We start from the raw sequence: 21,161 nt of genomic DNA on the forward strand, positions 1-21,161 counted from the left end.
CCGGGGCCCGCTTTGTACGATGGCGCCCATGACTGATCCCGCATCCCGTCGCCTCGTACTCGCCTCGCAGTCACCCGCCCGGCTCGGCCTGCTGCGGCAGGCGGGGTTCGCGCCCGAGGTGATCGTCAGCGGGGTCGACGAGGACGCGCTGAGCGCCCCCACACCGGCCGAGCTCGCCCTCGTGCTGGCCCGGGCCAAGGCCGCCGCCGTGGCGGGGCGCCCGGAGGCCGCGGGCGCACTGGTCATCGGCTGCGACTCGGTGCTCGAACTGGACGGCGAGGCGCTCGGCAAGCCCGCCGACGCCGAGGAGGCCACGGCCCGCTGGAAGTCGATGCGGGGGCGCGCCGGGGTCCTGCAGACGGGGCACAGCGTGATCGACACCGCGAGCGGGCGCACCGCCTCCGCGACGGCGTCCACGACGGTGCGCTTCGGCGAGCCGACGGACGCCGAGGTCGCCGCCTACGTGGCCTCCGGCGAACCGCTCCACGTCGCAGGTGCCTTCACCCTCGACGGGCGGTCGGCCCCGTTCGTGGACTCCATCGACGGCGACCCGGGCAATGTCATCGGGCTCTCGCTGCCGCTGCTGCGCCGGCTGCTGGGCGAGCTGGGGATCCAGGTCACCGACCTCTGGGTCTGAGGCCGGCGGGCCGGTTCCCGGGTCAGGCGGGGGCCGGGGGCGCGGGCTGCTCGGGCTCGGCGGCGGCGGCGGCCGGCGCCTCGTCCGCGGAGCCGTACGCCACCAGCGTCAGCACGATCAGGCCGAGCACCACCATCATGAACACGAAGGCCGTCCAGCCGACCAGACCGACCGTCAGCGCGCCCAGCACACCGTGGATGACGGCGCAGCAGATGAGCACGATGCGGGCGGCGCGGCCCGGGGCCCGGTCGCGGATGCCGGTCAGCAGGAGCAGCACGCCGCACAGGACCAGGAACAGTCCGGAGACGCCGCCCAGCACCCAGGTGCCCTTGGACATGACGCCGGGGTCCGTGCCCGCCAGGGACATGTCCTGGTTCTTCACCACCGTCCCCAGGACCACGTTGATGATCACGATGCCCACGGCCTCCGCGAACAGCACCAGCGCGGCTATGACTGCCACCGGCCTGCGCACCACGGCGCTCACCCCCTGTTACCTGCAGTACGTGCGATAGCGCGGACCCTACTAACGGGTAATGCTCCGGACAAGGGGTTCGACCGGTCTTCGCGCCCCCGTCCGCCCCAGGAGTGCGCCCCCCTTGTACGAGCCCTCGTGCGTCGGGCAAAGAATGTGACGCCGCTTAGTAGGAAGTCCACAAAGAAACACCGGGCGTCGCTGCCCGTACCGACAGAGACCTGGACCACACCTCGTGGCTACTGTGCGGTTATGAATCCCGGCGTACCGTGGTGCCACAAGGGATTTCGCGACTCGAGCAAGCCTCGCATCACACTCCGTGTGGGCAAGCTCACCATTGGGGACGGGTCGTAAGGCCGTGTCGGTTGTCCCTAAACTCAGCTTGTTTCAAGGAGGGAGCCATCGTGCGCAAGGTGCTCATCGCCAACCGTGGCGAAATTGCTGTCCGTGTTGCCCGCGCTTGCCGGGATGCGGGTATCGGGAGCGTGGCCGTCTACGCAGACCCGGACCGCGACGCTCTGCATGTGCGTGCGGCCGACGAGGCATTCGCGCTGGGCGGTGACACCCCGGCCGCCAGCTATCTGGACATGGCCAAGGTGCTCCAGGCTGCCAAGGACTCCGGGGCGGACGCGATCCACCCGGGTTACGGCTTCCTCTCGGAGAACGCCGAGTTCGCCCAGGCCGTGCTGGATGCCGGGCTGACGTGGATCGGTCCGCCGCCGCAGGCGATCCGGGACCTCGGTGACAAGGTCGCCGCCCGTCACATCGCCCAGCGCGCCGGCGCCCCGCTCGTCGCGGGCACCCCCGACCCGGTCGAAGGCTCCGCCGAGGTCGTCGCCTTCGCGAAGGAACACGGTCTGCCGATCGCGATCAAGGCAGCCTTCGGCGGTGGCGGACGCGGACTCAAGGTCGCCCGCACGCTGGAGGAGATCCCGGAGCTGTACGACTCCGCGGTCCGTGAGGCCGTCGCCGCGTTCGGCCGCGGGGAGTGCTTCGTCGAGCGCTACCTCGACAAGCCCCGCCACGTGGAGACCCAGTGCCTGGCCGACACCCACGGCAACGTGGTCGTCGTCTCCACCCGCGACTGCTCCCTCCAGCGCCGCCACCAGAAGCTCGTGGAGGAGGCCCCGGCCCCCTTCCTGTCCGAGGCGCAGAACGCGGAGCTGTACGCGGCGTCGAAGGCGATCCTCAAGGAGGCCGGCTACGTCGGCGCCGGCACGGTCGAGTTCCTCGTCGGCACCGACGGCACGATCTCCTTCCTGGAGGTCAACACCCGCCTCCAGGTCGAGCACCCGGTCACCGAAGAGGTCACCGGCATCGACCTCGTGCGCGAGATGTTCCGCATCGCCGACGGCGAGGAGCTCGGCTACGACGACCCCGCGATGCGCGGTCACTCCTTCGAGTTCCGGATCAACGGCGAGGACCCGGGCCGCGGCTTCCTGCCCGCCCCCGGCACCGTCACCCTCTTCAGCCCGCCGAGCGGTCCCGGTGTCCGCCTCGACGCGGGCGTCGAGACCGGCAGTGTGATCGGCCCGGCCTGGGACTCCCTGCTCGCCAAGCTGATCGTGACCGGCGCGACGCGCGAGCAGGCGCTCCAGCGCGCGGCCCGCGCCCTGGCCGAGTTCACCGTGGAGGGCATGGCCACCGCCATCGCCTTCCACCGCGCCGTCGTCGCCGACCCCGCGTTCACCGCCGACCCGTTCCGCATCCACACCCGCTGGATCGAGACGGAGTTCGTCAACGAGATCAAGCCGTTCGCCGTACCCGCCGACACGGACGCGGACGAGGAGTCCGGCCGCGAGACGGTCGTCGTCGAGGTCGGCGGCAAGCGTCTTGAGGTCTCGCTGCCCTCGTCGCTGGGCATGAGCCTGGCCCGTACGGGACTCGCGGCGGGCGCCAAGCCCAAGCGCCGCGCGGCGAAGAAGTCCGGCTCCGCGGCCTCCGGCGACACCCTCGCCTCCCCGATGCAGGGAACGATCGTGAAGATCGCCGTCGAGGAGGGCCAGGAGGTCAAGGAAGGCGACCTGATCGTCGTCCTGGAGGCCATGAAGATGGAGCAGCCCCTCAACGCGCACCGCGCCGGCACGGTCAAGAGCCTCGCCGCCGAGGTCGGCACCTCGGTGTCCTCCGGCGCCGTCATCTGCGAGATCAAGGACTGATCCCGGGGCTCGGCCGCCCCTCCCGCTCACCGGCGCCCCGCTCATGTCATAGGACGTGACCGGGGCGCCGGTCATGGGGCGGCGGGGCCCAGGCTCCCGGCATTACGGAGGGCACCTCCGGTTGCGCGATGGCATCCTGGACCCCCGGGCGGAAACAGGGAGGACTGCGCAATGTCGATGAGCACGGCACGGACACCGGCCCGCACGCCGGACCGGCCCATGCGCGCCGACGCGCGCCGCAATTACGACCGGCTGCTGACCGAAGCGCGCGGGGCCTTCGCGGAGCACGGCACCGACGCGTCCCTGGAGGACGTCGCACGGCGGGCCGGCGTGGGCATCGGCACGCTGTACCGCCACTTCCCGACCCGGCACGCGCTGATGAGCGCGGTCTTCCAGGAGGCGGTGGCCTCCCTGATCGCCCGCTCCCGCGAACTGGCCGACGCGGAGCAGCCGTGCACCGGTCTGGTGGAGTGGCTGGGTGCGCTCATCACTCATGCGGGTGAGTACCACGGGCTGGCCCAGGCGCTCATGTCGACGTGCCGGGACGAGACCTCGGCCCTGTCGCCGTGCAATGTGCCGTTGCGCGAGGCGGGTTCGGTCCTGCTGGCCCGGGCCCAGCTGAGCGGCTCGGTGCGCGCGGACGTGTCCATCGACGACCTGATGCAGCTGACGAAGGCGATCGCGCTGGCGGCCGAACAGTCCCCGGACGATCCGGGGCTGCCGGGCAGACTGCTGAGCCTGACCCTGCTGGGCCTGAGCACCTCCGGCCCATCAAGCCCCTCCGGCTCATCCAGCCCCTCCGGCGATTGAGGAGCGGGGGTCCGGGGGCAGAGCCCCCGGCTACCGCCGACGCAGGTCGGCGACCCGCGCCCGATCCCCCTGACCACCCTGGTCAGCCAGCACCGCCGCCCCCCGCAACTGCTGCGCATGCGTCCGCCGCTGCCCCGGCAGGGGCATGTCGCGCCGGGCGACGCCACGGCCCGGCGGTGCGGCATCGACCGAAGCCGGCCCCGTACCCGCGCCGGCCACCGCGATCTGCACCCCCTGGTCCGCCAGGGCCTGCAGCTCCGCGGCCGCCCGGTCGTCGTGACCGGCCGGTTCGTCCGTGACCAGACGGGTGATGAGATCCGTCGGCACGGTCTGGAACATGGTGTCGGAGCCGAGCTTGGTGTGGTCGGCGAGGACCACCACCTCCCCCGCGGCCTGCACCAGCGCCCGGTCCACGCTCGCGGAGAGCATGTTGGACGTGGAGAGTCCGCGTTCGGCGGTGAGCCCGCTCCCGGACAGGAAGGCGCGCGAGACCCGCAGCCCCTGGAGCGACTGCTCGGCCCCACTGCCCACCAGGGCGTAGTTGGAACCGCGCAGGGTGCCCCCGGTCATCACCACTTCCACCCGGTTGGCATGGGCCAACGCCTGGGCGACCAGCAGTGAATTGGTCACCACGGTCAGACCGGGGACCCGCGCGAGCCGGCGGGCCAGCTCCTGCGTGGTCGTACCGGCGCCGACCACAATGGCCTCGCCCTCTTCGACGAGACCGGCGGCCAGGTCGGCGATGGCCGTTTTCTCCGCGGTGGCGAGATGGGATTTCTGCGGAAAGCCGGACTCCCGCGTAAAACCGCCCGGCAAAACCGCACCGCCGTGCCGGCGGTCGAGGAGTCCTTCTGCCTCCAGTGCCCGCACGTCCCGCCGTACGGTCACTTCGGAGGTCTGGACGACGCGGGCGAGCTCACGGAGCGATACCGCCCCGTTGGCGCGCACCATTTCGAGGATCAACTGACGACGTTCTGCAGCGAACACAAAACTGACAGTAACGTGACCGCCCGAGCGTTTTCAGCTGTTTGCGCCGAATAACAGAAGTTGTACACACAAGGGGCCGCCAAGTGGTATAGGCGGCCCCGTTGTTGTTCCGTACTGATCGAACGGCGGTCGGCGGACCGCCTGAGTTGCCGGGAGTTGCCGGGGAATGCCGGGTTGCGGGCGCTCCCCGGGAGGGGTTACCCCTCACCCGACTGCTTCCGGGTGTGCAACTGACGTGCCACTTCCGCGATCGATCCCGACAGGGACGGGTACACAGTGAAGGCGTTTGCGATCTGTTCCACGGTCAGATTGTTGTCGACCGCGATCGAGATGGGGTGGATCAGCTCGCTGGCCTTCGGGGCGACGACACAGCCGCCGACCACGATGCCGGTGCCGGGCCGGCAGAAGATCTTGACGAAGCCGTCCCGGATGCCCTGCATCTTGGCGCGCGGGTTGCGCAGCAGCGGCAGCTTGACGACCCGGGCGTCGATCTTGCCGCCGTCGACGTCGGCCTGGGTGTAGCCGACCGTGGCGATCTCGGGGTCGGTGAAGACGTTCGACGAGACCGTCTTCAGGTTCAGCGGGGCGACCGCGTCACCGAGGAAGTGGTACATCGCGATACGGCCCTGCATGGCGGCGACCGAGGCGAGGGCGAAGATCCCGGTGACGTCACCGGCCGCGTAGACGCCGGGCGCGCTGGTGCGGGAGACCTTGTCGGTCCAGATGTGGCCCGAGTCCTTGAGCCGGACCCCGGCCTCCTCCAGGCCCATGCCCGCGCTGTTCGGGATCGCGCCGACCGCCATCAGGCAGTGCGAGCCGGAGATGACCCGGCCGTCGGCGAGGGTCACCTCGACCCGGTCGCCGACGCGCTTGGCGGACTGGGCGCGGGAGCGGGCCATCACGTTCATGCCGCGGCGGCGGAAGACGTCCTCCAGGACGGCGGCCGCGTCCGGGTCCTCGCCCGGCAGCACCCGGTCGCGGGACGAGACGAGGGTGACGCGGGAGCCGAGGGCCTGGTAGGCGCCGGCGAACTCGGCGCCGGTGACACCGGAGCCGACGACGATGAGCTCGTCGGGGAGCTCGTCGAGGTCGTAGACCTGGGTCCAGTTCAGGATCCGCTCACCGTCGGGCAGCGCGTCCGGGATCTCCCGGGGGTGGCCGCCGGTGGCGATCAGCACGGCGTCGGCGGTGAGGGTCTCCTCGGTGCCGTCGGCCGCGGTGACGACGACCTTGCGGGAGCCGTCGGCGGCCTGGAGGCCCTCCAGCCGGCCGCGCCCGCGCATCACGCGTGCACCCGCACGGGTGACGGAGGCGGTGATGTCGTGGGACTGGGCGAGCGCGAGGCGCTTCACCCGCCGGTTGACCTTGCCCAGGTCCACGCCGACCACCCGCGCCGCCTGCTCTATGTGCGGCGTGTCGTCCGCGACGATGATGCCGAGCTCCTCGTACGAGGAGTCGAAGGTGGTCATCACCTCTGCCGTCGCGATCAGGGTCTTCGAGGGCACGCAGTCGGTGAGCACGGACGCGCCGCCGAGGCCGTCACAGTCGACGACGGTCACCTCCGCGCCGAGCTGGGCGCCCACCAATGCCGCCTCGTACCCGCCGGGTCCGCCGCCGATGATCACGATCCGGGTCACGAAAAGTCCGCCTCGCGTTTCTCGTCCCACGGCCGTCTGCTGTCCCGGCCGGGGTCCGGGGGGCCGCCCCGGGGGAATGCAGTACGTACTTCATTGTCCCGCACGCGCCAAGGTGCTTCGCCCCGGGGCCCTCCATACGGGCACCGGGGCGCCCGTGGCACGGAATGCGGACGGTGAATCCGGCGTCCCGGACGGCTGTCTTCCGCACCGGAACCGACGTTCACGGTGCCACCTCCCGTACCCTCGACCCCATGTCGCTCTACGCCGCGTACGCCGGCAACCTCGACGCGCGGCTGATGACGCGCCGCGCACCGCACTCCCCGCTGCGCGGCACCGGCTGGCTGAACGGCTGGCGGCTGACGTTCGGCGGCGAGCAGATGGGCTGGGAAGGCGCGCTGGCCACCGTGGTCGAGGCGCCCCGCTCCCAGGTGTTCGTGGCCCTCTACGACCTGGCGCCGATGGACGAGGACTCCATGGACCGCTGGGAGGGCGTCGGCCTGGACATCTACCGGCGCATGCGGGTCCGCGTGCACACCCTGGACGGCGAGGAGCCGGCCTGGATGTACGTCCTGAACGGCTACGAGGGCGGCCTGCCCTCCGCCCGCTACCTCGGCGAGATCGCGGACGCGGCCGATTCCGCGGGCGCGCCGCACGACTATGTGATGGAACTCCGCAAGCGCCCCTGCTGACCGCCGGGGACCCGCGCTGATCTGCCCTTTCCCGGGGCTGTCCGCGCCTTGCTGTGGGAACACACAAACGAACGCGGGCAGACTCTGTACGGGAGCATCTACGCGCGTAGGGATTCAGCGGTTACGCTCATCCGCGTGAACGCATCAGTTATTCCGGACCACATCCAGGGCGACCCGCACGCCGCCGCTGCCGACGCCGCCGCCCGCCTGCGCGAGCTGACCGGTGCCGAGACCCACGACGTCGCCCTCGTGATGGGCTCCGGCTGGGCGCCGGCCGGCGATGCGCTCGGCACTCCGGAGGCCGAGTTCCCGGTGACGGACCTGCCCGGTTTCCCCGCTCCCGCCGTCGCGGGGCACGGCGGCACGATCCGCTCGTACCTCATCGGCGAGAAGCGCGCCCTGGTCTTCCTGGGCCGTACGCACTACTACGAGGGCCGCGGCGTCGCCGCCGTGGCGCACGGGGTGCGTACCGCCGTGGCCGCGGGCTGCAAGACCGTCGTGCTGACGAACGGCTGCGGCGGACTGCGCGAGGGCATGCGCCCGGGGCAGCCGGTCCTGATCAGTGACCACATCAACCTCACGGCGGCGTCGCCGATCATCGGCGCCAACTTCGTCGACCTGACCGACCTGTACTCGCCGCGGCTGCGCGCGCTGTGCAAGGAGATCGACGAGACCCTCGAAGAGGGTGTGTACGTGCAGTTCCCCGGCCCGCACTACGAGACGCCCGCCGAGATCAACATGGTCCGGGTGATGGGCGGCGACCTCGTCGGCATGTCCACCGTGCTGGAGGCCATCGCGGCCCGCGAGGCGGGCGCCGAGGTGCTGGGCCTCTCCCTGGTGACGAACCTGGCGGCGGGGCTGAGCGGGGAGCCGCTCAACCACGAAGAGGTGCTCCAGGCGGGGCGCGACTCGGCGACCCGGATGGGCTCGCTGCTGGCGAGGGTCCTGGACCGGATCTGACCGGTGGGCGGCGCCTCTACGGGGGCGCCGCCCCCGTAGCCCCGCTCCTCAATCGCCGGAGGGGCTTGATTCCACCACTAGGAAGGCGGACACCGTGACGACGCAGGACCTCATCGGCCGGGCCAGGACCTGGCTCGCCGAGGACCCCGATCCCGAGACGCGCGACGAGCTCGCGAAGCTCATCGACGCCGAGGACCTCGACGAGCTCGACGCACGGTTCGCCGGCACGCTCCAGTTCGGCACCGCCGGACTCCGCGGCGAGATCGGCGCCGGACCGATGCGGATGAACCGCGCCGTCGTCATCCGCGCCGCCGCCGGGCTCGCCGCGTACCTGAAGGACCAGGGGCAGGCGGGCGGCCTCGTCGTCATCGGCTACGACGCCCGCTACAAGTCCACCGACTTCGCCCGGGACACGGCCGCCGTGATGACCGGCGCCGGTCTGCGGGCCACGGTCCTCCCCCGCCCGCTCCCCACCCCCGTACTCGCGTTCGCCATACGGCATCTGGGCGCCGTCGCGGGCGTCGAGGTCACCGCCAGCCACAACCCGCCGCGCGACAACGGCTACAAGGTCTACCTCGGCGACGGCTCGCAGATCGTGCCGCCCGCCGACGGCGAGATCGCCGCCGCCATCGCCGCGGTCGGCCCGCTGGACACCGTGCCCCGCCCCGGCAACGGCTGGGAGACCCTCGGCGACGAGGTCCTGGCCGCCTACCTGGAGCGTACGGACGCGGTCCTGGCCACCGGCTCGCCGCGCACGGCCCGCGTCGTGTACACGGCCATGCACGGCGTCGGCACCTCCGTGCTCACCGCCGCCTTCGACCGGGCCGGCTTCCCCGCCCCGGTCCTCGTCGCCGAACAGGCCGAGCCCGACCCCGCGTTCCCCACCGTCGCCTTCCCCAATCCGGAGGAGCCCGGCGCGATGGATCTCGCGTTCGCCACCGCGCGCCGCTCGGACCCGGACCTCGTCATCGCCAACGACCCGGACGCCGACCGCTGCGCCGTCGCCGTCCCGGACCCGGCGGCGGACGGCGGCTGGCGGATGCTGCGCGGCGACGAGGTCGGCGCGCTGCTCGCCGCCCACCTCGTGGGACGCGGTGTCACCGGCGTGTTCGCCGAGTCGATCGTGTCCTCGTCCCTCCTCGGCCGGATCGCCGAAAAGGCGGGCCTCGGCTACGAGGAGACGCTGACCGGCTTCAAGTGGATCGCCCGTGTGGAGGGCCTGCGGTACGGCTACGAGGAGGCGCTCGGCTACTGCGTCGACCCGGACGGCGTCCGCGACAAGGACGGCATCACGGCCGCGCTCCTGGTCGCCGAACTGGCCTCCGTACTGAAGGAACAGGGCCGTACGCTCCTGGACCTGCTGGACGACCTCGCGGTCGAGCACGGACTGCACGCCACCGACCAGCTGTCCGTCCGGGTCGAGGACCTGTCCGTCATCGCGGACGCCATGCGGCGCCTGCGCGAGCAGCCGCCGACCGCGATGGCGGGCCTGGCCGTCACCTCGGCCGAGGACCTGTCGCACGGCACCGGGCTGCTGCCGCCCACCGACGGCCTGCGCTACCACCTGGAGGGCGCGCGGGTGATCGTCCGCCCGAGCGGCACCGAGCCGAAGCTCAAGTGCTACCTGGAGGTCGTGGTGCCGGTCGGCTCGGCCGGCGAGCTGCCAGCGGCCCGTGCGCGGGGCGCGGAGCTGCTGTCCGGCATCAAGCGGGACCTGTCGGCCGCGGCCGGGATCTGACCCGGGGCTGCGGGCGACGGCCGTCGCCCGCAGCACGGCCGGGAGCGGCCGTCAGCCGATCGCGCCCAGCACCACCAGCAGCACCGCGCCCACCGCGGCCGGCGCGATCACCTCGTACGCCCAGCGGACCGACCTGGCCGGGGCTCCCTCGACGGGCTTCTCGCCCGCGCGCTCGGCGAGCTCCCGCAGGTCGACCACCGTCTGGTCCGCGGCCGCCACCCGGGCCTTCGTGTCGCGCACGTCGGCGGTGACGGACGTCCTGCGGTACGGGTCGTCCATCGACTGCTGGGTCTGGTGGCGGGCGGCCTTCTTGCGCTGCCGGAGCGACACCGGGACCGCCCAGAGCTGGAACTTCTCGCCGGCCCGGGTGAGGAGCTCGCTCGAGTACCCGGCCCGGACGTCCGCGACATCGGTCCACGGGAGCGTGATCGTCCGGAACGGGTTGCGGATCCGGATGCGCTGGTCGTTGGCGAAGACCACCGGCCGCAGGGTGAAGGCGACCACGAGCGGCACCACGGTCAGCAGCCCGGCCAGCGCCAGCCACGGCACGCGGCCCTCGCCCCGGACGGCCGCGTCGCCGCCGATCCAGCAGATGAGCAGGAGCAGCAGGGCGCCCCCGACCAGCCCGGCGGGCGACCGGAACGTCCGGTCGGCGTAGGTGGGCTCGGAGGGCGGCGTGGGGCTCGTCATGAGCCCGATTCTGCCTGACGCGGTCACGGAACGCGGGGGCGCCCGCCCGGACACGCGTACGGACGCCCGCCGGGCCCGTTCCGGGCGGGTGCGCGCGCCGCGGCCGGGCACCGCGCGATGCACGAACGGCCTGGGCCCCTGTACAGGCCGCTACGCGCGTAGATATGCTCCTCTGGTGACCATGCCCACCACTGCACCCGCATTCGCCGACGCGACGGCGTCCGACGGTGCGCTGCGCCGCTTCCTGCACGGGCTGCCCGGCGTCGACGCCGTCGGCCTCGAAGCGCGCGCCGCCTCGCTCGGAACCCGTTCGATCAAGACGACGGCCAAGGCGTACGCCATCGACCTGGCCATCTCGATGATCGACCTGACGACGCTGGAAGGCTCGGACACTCCGGGCAAGGTCCGCGCGCTCGCCGCCAAGGCCGTCCATCCCGACCCCACCGACCGCACGACGCCGCGCACCGCGGCCGTCTGCGTCTACCCCGACATGGCGGCGACCGCCGTCGCCGCGCTGGCCGGCTCAGGTGTGAAGGTGGCGTCCGTCGCGACGGCCTTCCCCGCCGGCCGTGCCGCACTCGCCGTGAAGCTCGCGGACGTCCGCGACGCCGTGGCCGCCGGGGCGGACGAGATCGACATGGTGATCGACCGGGGCGCGTTCCTCTCCGGCCGCTATCTGAAGGTGTACGAGGAGATCCTCGCCGTGAAGGCGGAGTGCGGGACGGCCCGCCTCAAGGTGATCTTCGAGACCGGCGAGCTGTCCACGTACGACAACATCCGGCGGGCCTCCTGGCTCGGGATGCTGGCGGGCGCGGACTTCATCAAGACGTCGACCGGCAAGGTCGGGGTCAACGCCACCCCTGCGAACACCCTGCTGATGCTGGAGGCGGTGCGCGACTTCCGGGCGCAGACCGGCGTCCAGATCGGCGTGAAGCCGGCCGGCGGCATCCGCACCTCCAAGGACGCCCTCAAGTTCCTCGTCCTGGTGAACGAGACGGCGGGCGAGGACTGGCTGGACAACCACTGGTTCCGCTTCGGCGCCTCCAGCCTGCTGAACGACCTGCTGATGCAGCGCCAGAAGCTCAGCACCGGCCGTTACTCCGGCCCCGATTACGTGACGGTGGACTGATTCCCATGGCATCTGCATTCGAGTACGCACCGGCGCCGGAGTCCCGTTCCGTCGTCGACATCGCCCCCTCCTACGGCCTGTTCATCGACGGCGAGTTCACCGACGCCGCCGACGGCCAGGTCTTCAAGACGGTCAGCCCGTCGTCCGAGGAGGTCCTCTCCGAGGTCGCGCGGGCCGGCGCCGAGGACGTGGACCGGGCCGTGAAGGCGGCCCGCCGCGCGTTCGAGAAGTGGTCGGCGCTGCCCGGCTCCGAGCGCGCCAAGTACCTCTTCCGGATCGCCCGGATCATCCAGGAGCGCAGCCGCGAGCTCGCCGTCCTCGAGACGCTCGACAACGGCAAGCCGATCAAGGAGACCCGCGACGCGGACCTCCCGCTGGTCGCCGCGCACTTCTTCTACTACGCGGGCTGGGCCGACAAGCTGGACCACGCGGGCTACGGCGCGAACCCGCGCCCGCTCGGCGTCGCCGGCCAGATCATCCCGTGGAACTTCCCGCTCCTGATGCTCGCGTGGAAGATCGCCCCGGCGCTCGCCACCGGCAACACGGTGGTGCTGAAGCCGGCCGAGACGACCCCGCTCTCCGCCCTCTTCTTCGCGGACATCTGCCGCCAGGCCGGCCTGCCCAGGGGCGTCGTCAACATCCTGACGGGGTACGGGGACGCCGGCGAGGCACTGGTCTCGCACCCGGACGTCAACAAGGTCGCCTTCACCGGTTCGACCGCGGTCGGCAAGGCCATCGCCCGCCAGATCGCGGGCACGGACAAGAAGGCCACCCTGGAGCTGGGCGGCAAGGGCGCCAACATCGTCTTCGACGACGCCCCCATCGACCAGGCCGTCGAGGGCATCGTCACCGGCATCTTCTTCAACCAGGGCCAGGTCTGCTGCGCGGGCTCGCGCCTCCTGGTCCAGGAGTCCATCGAGGACGAACTGCTGGACGCCCTCAAGCGCCGGCTGTCCACGCTGCGCCTGGGCGACCCGCTGGACAAGAACACCGACATCGGCGCGATCAACTCCGCGGAGCAGCTCTCCCGGATCACCGCGCTAGTCGAGACCGGCGAGGCCGAGGGCGCGGACCGCTGGTCGGCGCCGTGCGAGCTGCCGTCCGCCGGTTACTGGTTCGCGCCGACGCTGTTCACCGGCGTCACCCAGGCGCACACCGTCGCCCGCGACGAGATCTTCGGACCGGTGCTGTCGGTGCTGTCGTTCCGTACGCCGGACGAGGCGGTCGCCAAGGCCAACAACAGCCAGTACGGCCTCTCGGCCGGCATCTGGACGGAGAAGGGCTCCCGCATCCTCGCGGTGGCGAACAAGCTCCGGGCGGGTGTCGTCTGGGCCAACACGTTCAACAAGTTCGACCCGACCTCGCCGTTCGGCGGATACAAGGAGTCGGGCTTCGGCCGCGAAGGCGGCCGTCACGGCCTGGAGGCGTACCTCGATGTCCGATAACCGTCTGAGCGTCTTCAAGACCTACAAGCTGTACGTCGGGGGCAAGTTCCCCCGCTCCGAGAGCGGCCGGTTGTACGAGGTGACCGACTCCAAGGGCAAGTGGCTGGCGAACGCGCCCCAGTCCTCCCGCAAGGACGCGCGGGACGCCGTCGTGGCCGCCCGCAAGGCGTTCGGCGGCTGGTCGGGCGCGACCGCGTACAACCGCGGCCAGGTCCTCTACCGCGTCGCCGAGATGCTGGAGGGCCGCCGGGACCAGTTCGTCCGGGAGGTCGCGGAGGCCGAGGGGCTGTCGAAGTCCAAGGCCGCGGCCGTCGTGGACGCGGCGGTCGACCGCTGGGTCTGGTACGCGGGCTGGACGGACAAGATCGCCCAGATCGTGGGCGGGGCGAACCCGGTCGCGGGACCGTTCTTCAACCTCTCGACCCCCGAGCCGACCGGCGTGGTGACCGTCCTCGCCCCGCAGGAGTCCTCGTTCCTGGGCCTGGTCTCGGTGGTCGCCCCGGTGATCGCGAGCGGCAACACCGCGGTCGTGGTGGCCTCGGCGCGGTCCCCGCTGCCCGCGCTGTCGCTGGGCGAGGTGCTGGCCACCTCGGACCTGCCGGGCGGTGTGGTCAACATCCTGTCCGGGAAGACCGCGGAGATCGCCACGCCGCTCGCCTCGCACCAGGACGTGAACGGCATCGACCTGACGGGGGCGGACGCGGAGCTGGCCAAGGAGCTGGAGATCGCGGCGGCCGACAACCTCAAGCGCGTCGCGCGCCCACAGGCCGTGGACGGCGACGACTGGTCGGCGGACCCGGGCACCCGCCGTCTGACGGCGTTCCTGGAGACCAAGACGGTCTGGCACCCGACGGGCGCGCTGGGCGTGTCGGGCTCCTCGTACTGACCCGGACAGGACGGCGGCCCGCGCCCCGGGATCTCCGGGACACGGGCCGCCTCCGTGTCAGCCGTGCAGCAGACCGGTGACCTGACCCACCACGGGCAGGTCTTTCAGCGCGCCGCCGTCGGTCACCGGGTCGGTGAGCGAGGCGGTGGAGACGGGCTTGAAGTCGGCCACCTGCGTGCCCACCGCGTTGTCCAGCGGGTCCACGCCCGTGCCGGCCAGCGGGTCGAGCCGCAGGTGCGTCACGGGGGCGATGCCGCTGTCGAGCGAGTGGCCGAGCGCCCCGGTGACCGCGCCACCGGCCGCCTCACCGGCCTCGCCGAGGGTGCTGTCGGTCCCCGTCGCCTGCACGAGGGGCAGCGGCGCCGCCTGGGCCGCCGCACCCCCCGCACCGAGCGCGGCGCCCACCGCGGTGACGGTCAGCCCGGCCCGCAGCAGTGTGCGGCGCCGGGACTTGGAAAGTGCGTGACGTGCCATGAATTTCCCACCTGGTTCGGGCCGATCGGACCATCGGTCGAGTAATCGGTTGAGTGCGTAGCGTAGTTGAGGTGTGATGCTGGATACCAACACGACCTCCGGGGGATCCCCTGTGCGGGTCAATGCCTCACACTCGTGTTCTGTGAGTTCCCAAGCGATTTCGAGCCGCGTCGTCCTGCTGGCCGGCCCCTCCGGCTCCGGCAAGTCCTCCCTCGCCGCCCGCACCGGTCTTCCGGTGCTGCGGCTGGACGACTTCTACAAGGAGGCGGGCGACCCCACGCTGCCTCTCGTGACCGGCAGTACGGACATCGACTGGGACTCCGCCCGGTCCTGGGACGCCGATGCGGCGGTCGCCGCGATCACGGACCTGTGCCGTACCGGCCGCACGGACGTCCCGGTGTACGACATCGCCACCAGCTCCCGGATCGGGCACGAGGGCTTCCACATCGAGCGCACCCCGCTCTTCGTGGCCGAGGGGATCTTCGCCGCGGACATCGTCGAACGGTGCCAGTCGCTGGGCGTACTGGCCGACGCGCTGTGCCTGCGCGGCCGCCCGTCGACGACGTTCCGCCGCCGGCTGCTGCGCGACCTGCGGGAAGGCCGCAAGTCGGTGCCGTTCCTGCTGCGGCGGGGATGGCGCCTGATGCGGACCGAACGCAGAATCGTGGCCCGCCAGGCAGAACTGGGAGCCCACCCCTGCAACAAGGCCGAGGCCCTGGGCCGCCTGGCCGCCGCAGCAGCGGGCAGATGCCGCACCCCGGCCCCGACCCCGGCGAAGGCAAGCCCTTCCGTCGACTGAGAGACCGGGCCCGGGCGGCCATCCAAGCCGCTCCCGGGTGAAAACCGGGCTCAGGCGGCCATCCAAGCCGCTCCCGGGTGAAAACCGGGCTCAGGCGGCATGTGAAGCCCCTCCGGCGATTAGAGGAGCGGGGGTCCTCCGGGGGCAGCGCCCCCGGACAGCCCGCGCCCCGGACCCCCGCGCACACGCCGAAGGGCCGGACAGGACCCCCCGGCCCGTCCGACCCTTCAGCTTCCCCGTACCCCCGTGCTCCCCCGTACCCCCGTACGCCACCGCCTCCCCCGAAGCAGCGGCCCCGCCCCCGTATCCCCCCGTAGCCTCAGGCCACCAGCTCGCCGAAGGACTCCTCCTCGTCACGGCCGAAGCTGAGGACCTCGTCCTCACGCAGCCGGCGGAGCGACCGCCAGATGCTGGACTTCACCGTGCCGACACTGATGTCGAGGATGGACGCGATCTCCGGGTCCGTGCGGCCCTCGTAGTAGCGCAGGACCAGCATCGTGCGCTGCGTCTCGGGCAGCCGCGCCAGCGCCTGCCAGAGCACGGCGCGCAGCTCCGTACCGCGCATCGCGTCCGTGTCGCCCGCCGTCTCCGGCAGCTCCTCGGTCGGGTATTCGTTCAGCTTGCGCCTGCGCCAGGCGCTGATGTGCAGATTGGTCATGGTGCGGCGGAGATACCCGCCGACCGCCGCCTTGTCGCTGATCCGGTCCCACGCCCGGTACGTCGAGAAGAGGGCGCTCTGCAGCAGATCCTCGGCCTCGAACCGGTCACCGGTCAGGTGGTAGGCGGTGGCGTACAGGGAGGCGCGGCGCTCCCGGACGTAGGCCGTGAACGCCGCTTCGGCGTCCTCGGCCCCCGCCGGGCCCTTCCGCTCCCCCGTGACCTCCCCGTACGCGCTTCCCCCGTTGCCCGCCCCCGTGGGTGCGGACGCGTCGACCACCGTCATGAATGACGGGTGCTGACGCCCGGCGCCACGAACGCACCCCCGCCCGTTCACTGCGGCGCCGGACTTCTCGGTGCTCCGGCCGACGTCGTGGAGACGCGTGACAACTGCGCTGGTGCTGATGCCGTGCGTTGCGTTGTTCATCTCGCGCCCCCCGTCGGTGGAGTCCGTCCGTTCCTTGTGTCAACGAGCTTGCCGGGGCGATTTCATGGCCCTGTCCGCCGACTGTCACAGACCTGTCACAGGGCCCGGCGGCAACACGAAACGGGGGTGCCGGATGCATGAGAGGGGACCAACTGTCGAACTAGGGCTCCCCCATGGGTCAGAATGACCAGCGTGCCTTTCCTGTTGCTGATCGAGGACGACGACGCCATCCGCACGGCCCTCGAACTCTCGCTGTCACGCCAGGGCCACCGTGTGGCCACCGCGGCGACGGGAGAGGACGGCCTCAACCTGCTGCGCGAGCAGCGGCCCGACCTGGTCGTACTGGATGTGATGCTGCCCGGGATCGACGGTTTCGAGGTGTGCCGGCGCATCCGGCGCACCGACCAGCTGCCGATCATCCTGCTGACCGCCCGGAGCGACGACATCGACGTCGTGGTCGGTCTGGAGTCCGGTGCCGACGACTACGTGGTGAAACCCGTACAGGGCCGGGTGCTCGACGCCCGCATCCGCGCGGTGCTGCGCCGGGGCGAGCGCGAGTCCACGGACTCCGCGACCTTCGGCAGCGTGGTCATCGACCGGTCCGCCATGACCGTCACCAAGAACGGCGAGGACCTGCAGCTCACGCCGACCGAGCTGCGACTCCTGCTGGAACTGAGCCGACGGCCTGGCCAGGCCCTGTCCCGGCAGCAATTGCTGCGCCTGGTCTGGGAACACGACTACCTCGGTGACTCCCGGCTGGTGGACGCCTGTGTCCAGCGGCTGCGCGCGAAGGTGGAGGACGTACCGTCCTCGCCGACCCTGATCCGTACCGTGCGGGGCGTGGGATACCGGCTGGACTCGCCGCAGTGAGCACGGCTGTGCGGCGGAGCCTGCTCGCCGGGCTCCGCTGGACCAGCCTGCGGCTGCGGCTCGTCGTCGTGTTCGCCCTGGTCGCCCTGACCGCCGCGGTGTCCGCGTCGGGGATCGCGTACTGGCTGAACCGCGAGGCGGTGCTGACCCGTACGCAGGACTCCGCGCTCGGGGACTTCCGTCAGGAGATGCAGGCCCGCGCGGCCTCGCTGCCGCTCGGTCCGACCAAGGACGAACTGCAGACCGCAGCCGTGCAGATAGCGAGCAGCAGTCCCGGATACAGCGTGCTGCTGATCGACGAGCGCGACACCGGCAAGCCGATCGTCGGCAACTCCGACCTGGACACGTTCACGCTCGACAACGTGCCGTTGTCGCTGCAGGAGCAGGTCAACCGGAAGCAGACGGTCAAGACGGGCAACAAGTACCCCTACCACCTGTTCTGGCAGCGCACCTCGATCCGCGGCACGCCGTACCTCGTGGCCGGCACGAAGATCATCGGCGGTGGCCCGACCGGCTACATGCTCAAGTCGCTCGACCAGGAACGGCAGGACCTCAACTCCCTCGCCTGGTCACTGGGGATCGCCACCGCGCTGGCCCTGGTCGGCTCCGCGCTGCTCGCGCAGGCCGCGGCGACGACGGTGCTGCGCCCGGTGCAACGGCTGGGCGACGCCGCCCGCAAGCTCGGCGAGGGCAAGCTGGACACCCGGCTCGTGGTGTCCGGCACCGATGAACTGGCCGACCTCTCGCGTACGTTCAACAGAACGGCGAGCTCGCTGGAGAAGAAGGTCGCGGACATGAGCGCGCGGGAGGAGTCCAGCCGCCGCTTCGTCGCCGACATGTCGCACGAACTGCGCACCCCGCTCACCGCGATCACCGCGGTCGCCGAGGTGCTGGAGGACGAGGCCGACAGCCTGGACCCGATGATCGCGCCCGCCGTGCACCTCGTGGTCAGCGAGACCCGGCGCCTCAACGACCTGGTGGAGAACCTGATGGAGGTCACCCGCTTCGACGCGGGCACGGCCCGGCTGGTCCTCGACACCGTCGACGTCGCCGACCAGGTGACCGCGTGCATCGACGCCCGGGCCTGGCTGGACGCGGTCGACCTGGACGCCGAGCGCGGCATGATGGTCCACCTCGATCCGCGCCGGCTCGACGTGATCCTGGCCAATCTGATCGGCAACGCGCTGAAGCACGGCGGATCGCCGGTCCGGGTCGCCGTACGGACCGAGGGCGACGATCTCCTCATCGAGGTGCGCGACCACGGGCCGGGCATCCCCGAGGACGTGCTGCCGCACGTCTTCGACCGCTTCTACAAGGCCAGCGCCTCCCGGCCGCGCTCCGAGGGCAGCGGTCTCGGGCTGTCGATCGCCATGGAGAACGCGCACATCCACGGCGGCGACATCACCGCGGCGAACTCCCCGGACGGCGACGGCGCGGTGTTCGTCCTGCGGCTGCCGCGCGACGCAGAGACACTGAACCGCACCACCGAGGGTCACGACGCACAGATCCCGGACGAGGAGGACGACGCGACGTGACGCCCAGCGAACACCGGGGCCGCCGCCCCGCAGCCGTCCTGGCGGCCGCCGCGCTCTGCGCCGTACTGGCGACGGGCTGCGGGATCCGAACGACGTCGGTACCGGTCGACGCCGGCGCCGCCCCCTCGCGGGTGCCGTGCGCGATGCCCGCGGAGGACATCACCACCCAGGCCCAGCAGGGCATCCCCGTGCAGATCTATCTGGTGTGCGCCTCGGCCCTGTTCACCGTGGACCGCACGGTGCAGGTCCAGGAGTCGACGTCGGACCGGCTCCGCATCGCCGACGCCCTCCTGGACCAGCTGCAGCAGGAACCCCCCGCCGCCGAGCGGCAGGCGGGCTTCTCCACCCACGTCCCCGAGACGCTGCGGGTGGGCGGCCCGCGCGCCGGCGACCCCAAGGGCACGCTGCGGCTCAGCACGCAGCCGGAGGACCTGCCGACCGAGGCGCTGGCCCAGATCGTCTGTACGTACGCCGAGAGCGAGGCGCTCGTCCCCGGGAGCACGGTGACGCTGGGCGGCCCGGGGAACTACGCGCCGCGCGGCTATCTGTGCACGGCGGAGACGAAGGCCAGCCCGGAGGCGGTCCCGACCCGGGGCGCGGTCGCACTGCGCTGACCGGGGCGGGGCGGACACCGGGCCGGCCGGGGGCCGGATCCGGGGACGGCCCCCGGGGCCGCTTCCGGGCAGGCGCACGGCCCTTCGTGCGGCTCCCCGGCACGGTGAGCCAGGTCTCCCCCGTCCGAGCGGAACCGATCCTGCCGCTGCCCGCGTCTTGGGCAACGTGCGTCAAGGTTCGGGCGGCCAAGCCGTCATCCGCTTCCGCGCGGTCGGAGTGTCACTCCTCCTCGCGCATCTGCTGCTCGTCGGGTGGCTGACTCTGCGCCCGCTGGACGTGCCGTGGATGACCGCCGCCAACCTCCAGCCCTTCGCCGGCATCAAGGCCGACCTGTCCCTCGGCCCGGTCACCGCCGCCCGCCGCATCGGCAAGGAGCTCCTGCTGCTGGCCCCGCTGGGCGTCCTGCTGCCGATGGCCGGGGGGCGCCTGTTCGTGTCCCCCTGGTCCTCGCTGGCCCGTACGGTCGCGGCCGGGGCACTGATCTCGCTGGCGATCGAGCTCGGCCAGACCGGGGTGCCCGGCCAGGTCGTCGACGTCGACTCGCTGATCCTCAACACCGCGGGCGTCGCGCTCGCCCACGTACTGATCGTCCCGGCGTGGCGGGCGCGGCAGCGCCGCCGCACACAGCAGCTGGTCCGGCCGCTCCCCCGGATCGGCCATGAGGCCCCTCAGGGGTCGACCCCGACGATTTCCAGGGTCGGTATCGCCCCGTAGAGCGACGCTTTGCCCCGGTTGTGCGCGCCATCCTGGATACATCGCACCGGGAGGGCAACAGGCCGCTCCCGGAGACGGTCCACCAAGGAGCCCACCATGGCCGCACTTGCCCGCCCCAGTGACGGACGCATGATCGGCGGAGTGTGCGCGGCGCTGGCACGGCGCTTCGGCACCTCCGCGGGGACCATGCGCGTCATCTTCCTCGTCTCGTGCCTGCTGCCGGGCCCGCAGTTCCTGCTCTACCTGGGGCTGTGGCTGCTGCTCCCCACGGAGAAGACCTCGTCCGCGACCGCCTGGTAGCGGCCTCCGCCGACGACGACGCGCACGACGACACGCCTGTGGGCGGGCACCCGGCAAGGGTGCCCGCCCACAGGCGTGTGACGGACCGCTTGGGGACGGACCGCTCTCAGCGGCCGAGCGGCAGACCGTTGGCCGACAGGCCGCTGGTGGTCAGACCACCGGCGGGCATGCCGCCGAGGAGGCCCTTGGCCGGGGCGGTGGCGTCGTCGAGGACCTTCGTCTGGCTGGTGCCGAGAAGCTCGGCGGCGGTGTCCTGGACCGGCAGGGTCGACGTGGCGTTCGCCAGGGCGCCGGCGACGGGCAGGGCGCCGGTCGCGGCGTCCAGCGGCAGCGCGGAGGCGGACGCGGTACCGGCGGCGGCAGCGGCGAACGCGGCACCGAGGGCGGCGACGCCGAGAGTCCTGGCAGCAGACTGCTTCATGTGAAATTCATCCTTGGGGAAGGGGATGTGAGCGGCTCTGCAACGTAGTCAGCCCACCACCCGTCCCGCAAACATCCAAAAACGCGGAAAACGGCCGGGAAAATGAATCC

Annotated in this window: 22 protein-coding genes; 15 read left to right on the plus strand and 7 right to left on the minus strand. The window is 71.8% G+C overall.

Going from position 1 to position 21,161, the window contains the following annotated elements; translation table 11 throughout:
- Positions 1-19 precede the first annotated feature (19 nt).
- Positions 20-637, plus strand: coding sequence for a Maf family nucleotide pyrophosphatase (locus OG521_14825; GenBank protein WUW21995.1), 618 nt, complete (start codon positions 20-22; stop codon positions 635-637).
- Between the two features lie 22 nt (positions 638-659).
- Here the strand turns inward: OG521_14825 and OG521_14830 are convergent, their stop codons facing one another.
- Positions 660-1,121 carry a hypothetical protein gene (locus OG521_14830; GenBank protein ID WUW21996.1) on the minus strand — a complete coding sequence of 154 codons (462 nt, stop codon included), beginning with the start codon at positions 1,119-1,121 and terminating at the stop codon, positions 660-662.
- Positions 1,122-1,513: 392 nt separating this feature from the next.
- On the opposite strand from OG521_14830, the gene OG521_14835 reads away from it, so the two are divergent.
- Entirely contained in the window at positions 1,514-3,268 is a 1,755-nt protein-coding gene (locus tag OG521_14835) for a biotin/lipoyl-binding protein (GenBank protein WUW21997.1), read from the plus strand.
- A gap of 171 nt (positions 3,269-3,439) precedes the next feature.
- A complete protein-coding gene (locus OG521_14840) occupies positions 3,440-4,078 on the plus strand; it encodes a TetR/AcrR family transcriptional regulator (GenBank protein WUW21998.1) in 639 nt (212 codons plus the stop codon).
- 30 nt (positions 4,079-4,108) lie between these two features.
- Here OG521_14840 and OG521_14845 read toward each other — a convergent pair whose 3' ends face one another.
- Positions 4,109-5,065, minus strand: a complete 957-nt coding sequence (locus OG521_14845) for a DeoR/GlpR family DNA-binding transcription regulator (protein WUW21999.1) — start codon at positions 5,063-5,065, stop codon at positions 4,109-4,111.
- A gap of 197 nt (positions 5,066-5,262) precedes the next feature.
- Entirely contained in the window at positions 5,263-6,702 is a 1,440-nt protein-coding gene (locus OG521_14850; protein ID WUW22000.1) for an NAD(P)H-quinone dehydrogenase, read from the minus strand.
- Between the two features lie 251 nt (positions 6,703-6,953).
- Here OG521_14850 and OG521_14855 point away from each other — a divergent pair, with 251 nt between their 5' ends.
- The 3 genes from OG521_14855 to OG521_14865 all read left to right on the plus strand — a co-directional run bounded on the left by OG521_14855 (position 6,954) and on the right by OG521_14865 (position 10,089).
- On the plus strand, positions 6,954-7,391 hold the full coding sequence (locus OG521_14855) for a gamma-glutamylcyclotransferase (protein WUW22001.1): 438 nt from the start codon (positions 6,954-6,956) through the stop codon (positions 7,389-7,391).
- A 135-nt stretch (positions 7,392-7,526) separates the two neighbouring features.
- Positions 7,527-8,351 (plus strand): purine-nucleoside phosphorylase, encoded by an 825-nt coding sequence (locus OG521_14860; protein ID WUW22002.1) that lies wholly within the window; start codon positions 7,527-7,529, stop codon positions 8,349-8,351.
- A gap of 94 nt (positions 8,352-8,445) precedes the next feature.
- Positions 8,446-10,089 (plus strand): phospho-sugar mutase, encoded by a 1,644-nt coding sequence (locus OG521_14865; protein ID WUW22003.1) that lies wholly within the window; start codon positions 8,446-8,448, stop codon positions 10,087-10,089.
- Positions 10,090-10,140: 51 nt separating this feature from the next.
- Here the strand turns inward: OG521_14865 and OG521_14870 are convergent, their stop codons facing one another.
- On the minus strand, positions 10,141-10,779 hold the full coding sequence (locus tag OG521_14870) for a PH domain-containing protein (protein WUW22004.1): 639 nt from the start codon (positions 10,777-10,779) through the stop codon (positions 10,141-10,143).
- Between the two features lie 181 nt (positions 10,780-10,960).
- Here OG521_14870 and deoC point away from each other — a divergent pair, with 181 nt between their 5' ends.
- From deoC to OG521_14885, 3 genes are read left to right on the plus strand one after another with little or no spacing between them, the layout of a single operon-like run.
- Positions 10,961-11,908: a deoxyribose-phosphate aldolase gene (gene deoC / locus OG521_14875; protein WUW22005.1), complete on the plus strand. Its 948-nt coding sequence runs from the start codon at positions 10,961-10,963 to the stop codon at positions 11,906-11,908.
- A 5-nt stretch (positions 11,909-11,913) separates the two neighbouring features.
- Positions 11,914-13,353, plus strand: a complete 1,440-nt coding sequence (locus OG521_14880) for an aldehyde dehydrogenase family protein (protein WUW22006.1) — start codon at positions 11,914-11,916, stop codon at positions 13,351-13,353.
- Positions 13,343-14,239, plus strand: a complete 897-nt coding sequence (locus OG521_14885; GenBank protein ID WUW22007.1) for an aldehyde dehydrogenase family protein — start codon at positions 13,343-13,345, stop codon at positions 14,237-14,239. Before OG521_14880 ends, OG521_14885 begins: the two co-directional genes overlap by 11 nt.
- 57 nt (positions 14,240-14,296) lie before the next feature.
- Here the strand turns inward: OG521_14885 and OG521_14890 are convergent, their stop codons facing one another.
- Positions 14,297-14,713 (minus strand): hypothetical protein, encoded by a 417-nt coding sequence (locus OG521_14890; GenBank protein ID WUW22008.1) that lies wholly within the window; start codon positions 14,711-14,713, stop codon positions 14,297-14,299.
- A 76-nt stretch (positions 14,714-14,789) separates the two neighbouring features.
- Here OG521_14890 and OG521_14895 point away from each other — a divergent pair, with 76 nt between their 5' ends.
- The gene (locus OG521_14895) at positions 14,790-15,512 is read left to right on the plus strand and encodes a uridine kinase (protein WUW22009.1); all 723 of its coding nucleotides are present in this window, start codon (positions 14,790-14,792) and stop codon (positions 15,510-15,512) included.
- A gap of 319 nt (positions 15,513-15,831) precedes the next feature.
- On the opposite strand, the gene OG521_14900 is transcribed toward OG521_14895, so the two are convergent.
- The gene (locus OG521_14900; protein WUW22010.1) at positions 15,832-16,596 is read right to left on the minus strand and encodes a SigE family RNA polymerase sigma factor; all 765 of its coding nucleotides are present in this window, start codon (positions 16,594-16,596) and stop codon (positions 15,832-15,834) included.
- Positions 16,597-16,788: 192 nt separating this feature from the next.
- On the opposite strand from OG521_14900, the gene afsQ1 reads away from it, so the two are divergent.
- The 5 genes from afsQ1 (at position 16,789) to OG521_14925 (ending at position 20,630) form a co-directional block, all read left to right on the plus strand.
- A complete protein-coding gene (afsQ1, locus tag OG521_14905) occupies positions 16,789-17,466 on the plus strand; it encodes a two-component system response regulator AfsQ1 (GenBank protein ID WUW22011.1) in 678 nt (225 codons plus the stop codon).
- A complete protein-coding gene (locus tag OG521_14910; GenBank protein ID WUW22012.1) occupies positions 17,463-19,001 on the plus strand; it encodes a HAMP domain-containing histidine kinase in 1,539 nt (512 codons plus the stop codon). The genes afsQ1 and OG521_14910 overlap by 4 nt, the downstream gene beginning before the upstream one ends.
- Complete coding sequence (locus tag OG521_14915; GenBank protein WUW22013.1) at positions 18,998-19,615, plus strand: hypothetical protein; 618 nt, start codon at positions 18,998-19,000, stop codon at positions 19,613-19,615. Before OG521_14910 ends, OG521_14915 begins: the two co-directional genes overlap by 4 nt.
- A gap of 166 nt (positions 19,616-19,781) precedes the next feature.
- Positions 19,782-20,330: a VanZ family protein gene (locus OG521_14920; protein WUW22014.1), complete on the plus strand. Its 549-nt coding sequence runs from the start codon at positions 19,782-19,784 to the stop codon at positions 20,328-20,330.
- 96 nt (positions 20,331-20,426) lie between these two features.
- The gene (locus OG521_14925) at positions 20,427-20,630 is read left to right on the plus strand and encodes a PspC domain-containing protein (protein WUW22015.1); all 204 of its coding nucleotides are present in this window, start codon (positions 20,427-20,429) and stop codon (positions 20,628-20,630) included.
- A 106-nt stretch (positions 20,631-20,736) separates the two neighbouring features.
- On the opposite strand, the gene OG521_14930 is transcribed toward OG521_14925, so the two are convergent.
- Positions 20,737-21,051: a hypothetical protein gene (locus tag OG521_14930; protein WUW22016.1), complete on the minus strand. Its 315-nt coding sequence runs from the start codon at positions 21,049-21,051 to the stop codon at positions 20,737-20,739.
- Positions 21,052-21,161 lie beyond the last annotated feature (110 nt).

Origin of the sequence: Streptomyces sp. NBC_01463 (assembly GCA_036227345.1) — a bacterium.
In the GTDB taxonomy this organism is placed as follows: domain Bacteria; phylum Actinomycetota; class Actinomycetes; order Streptomycetales; family Streptomycetaceae; genus Streptomyces.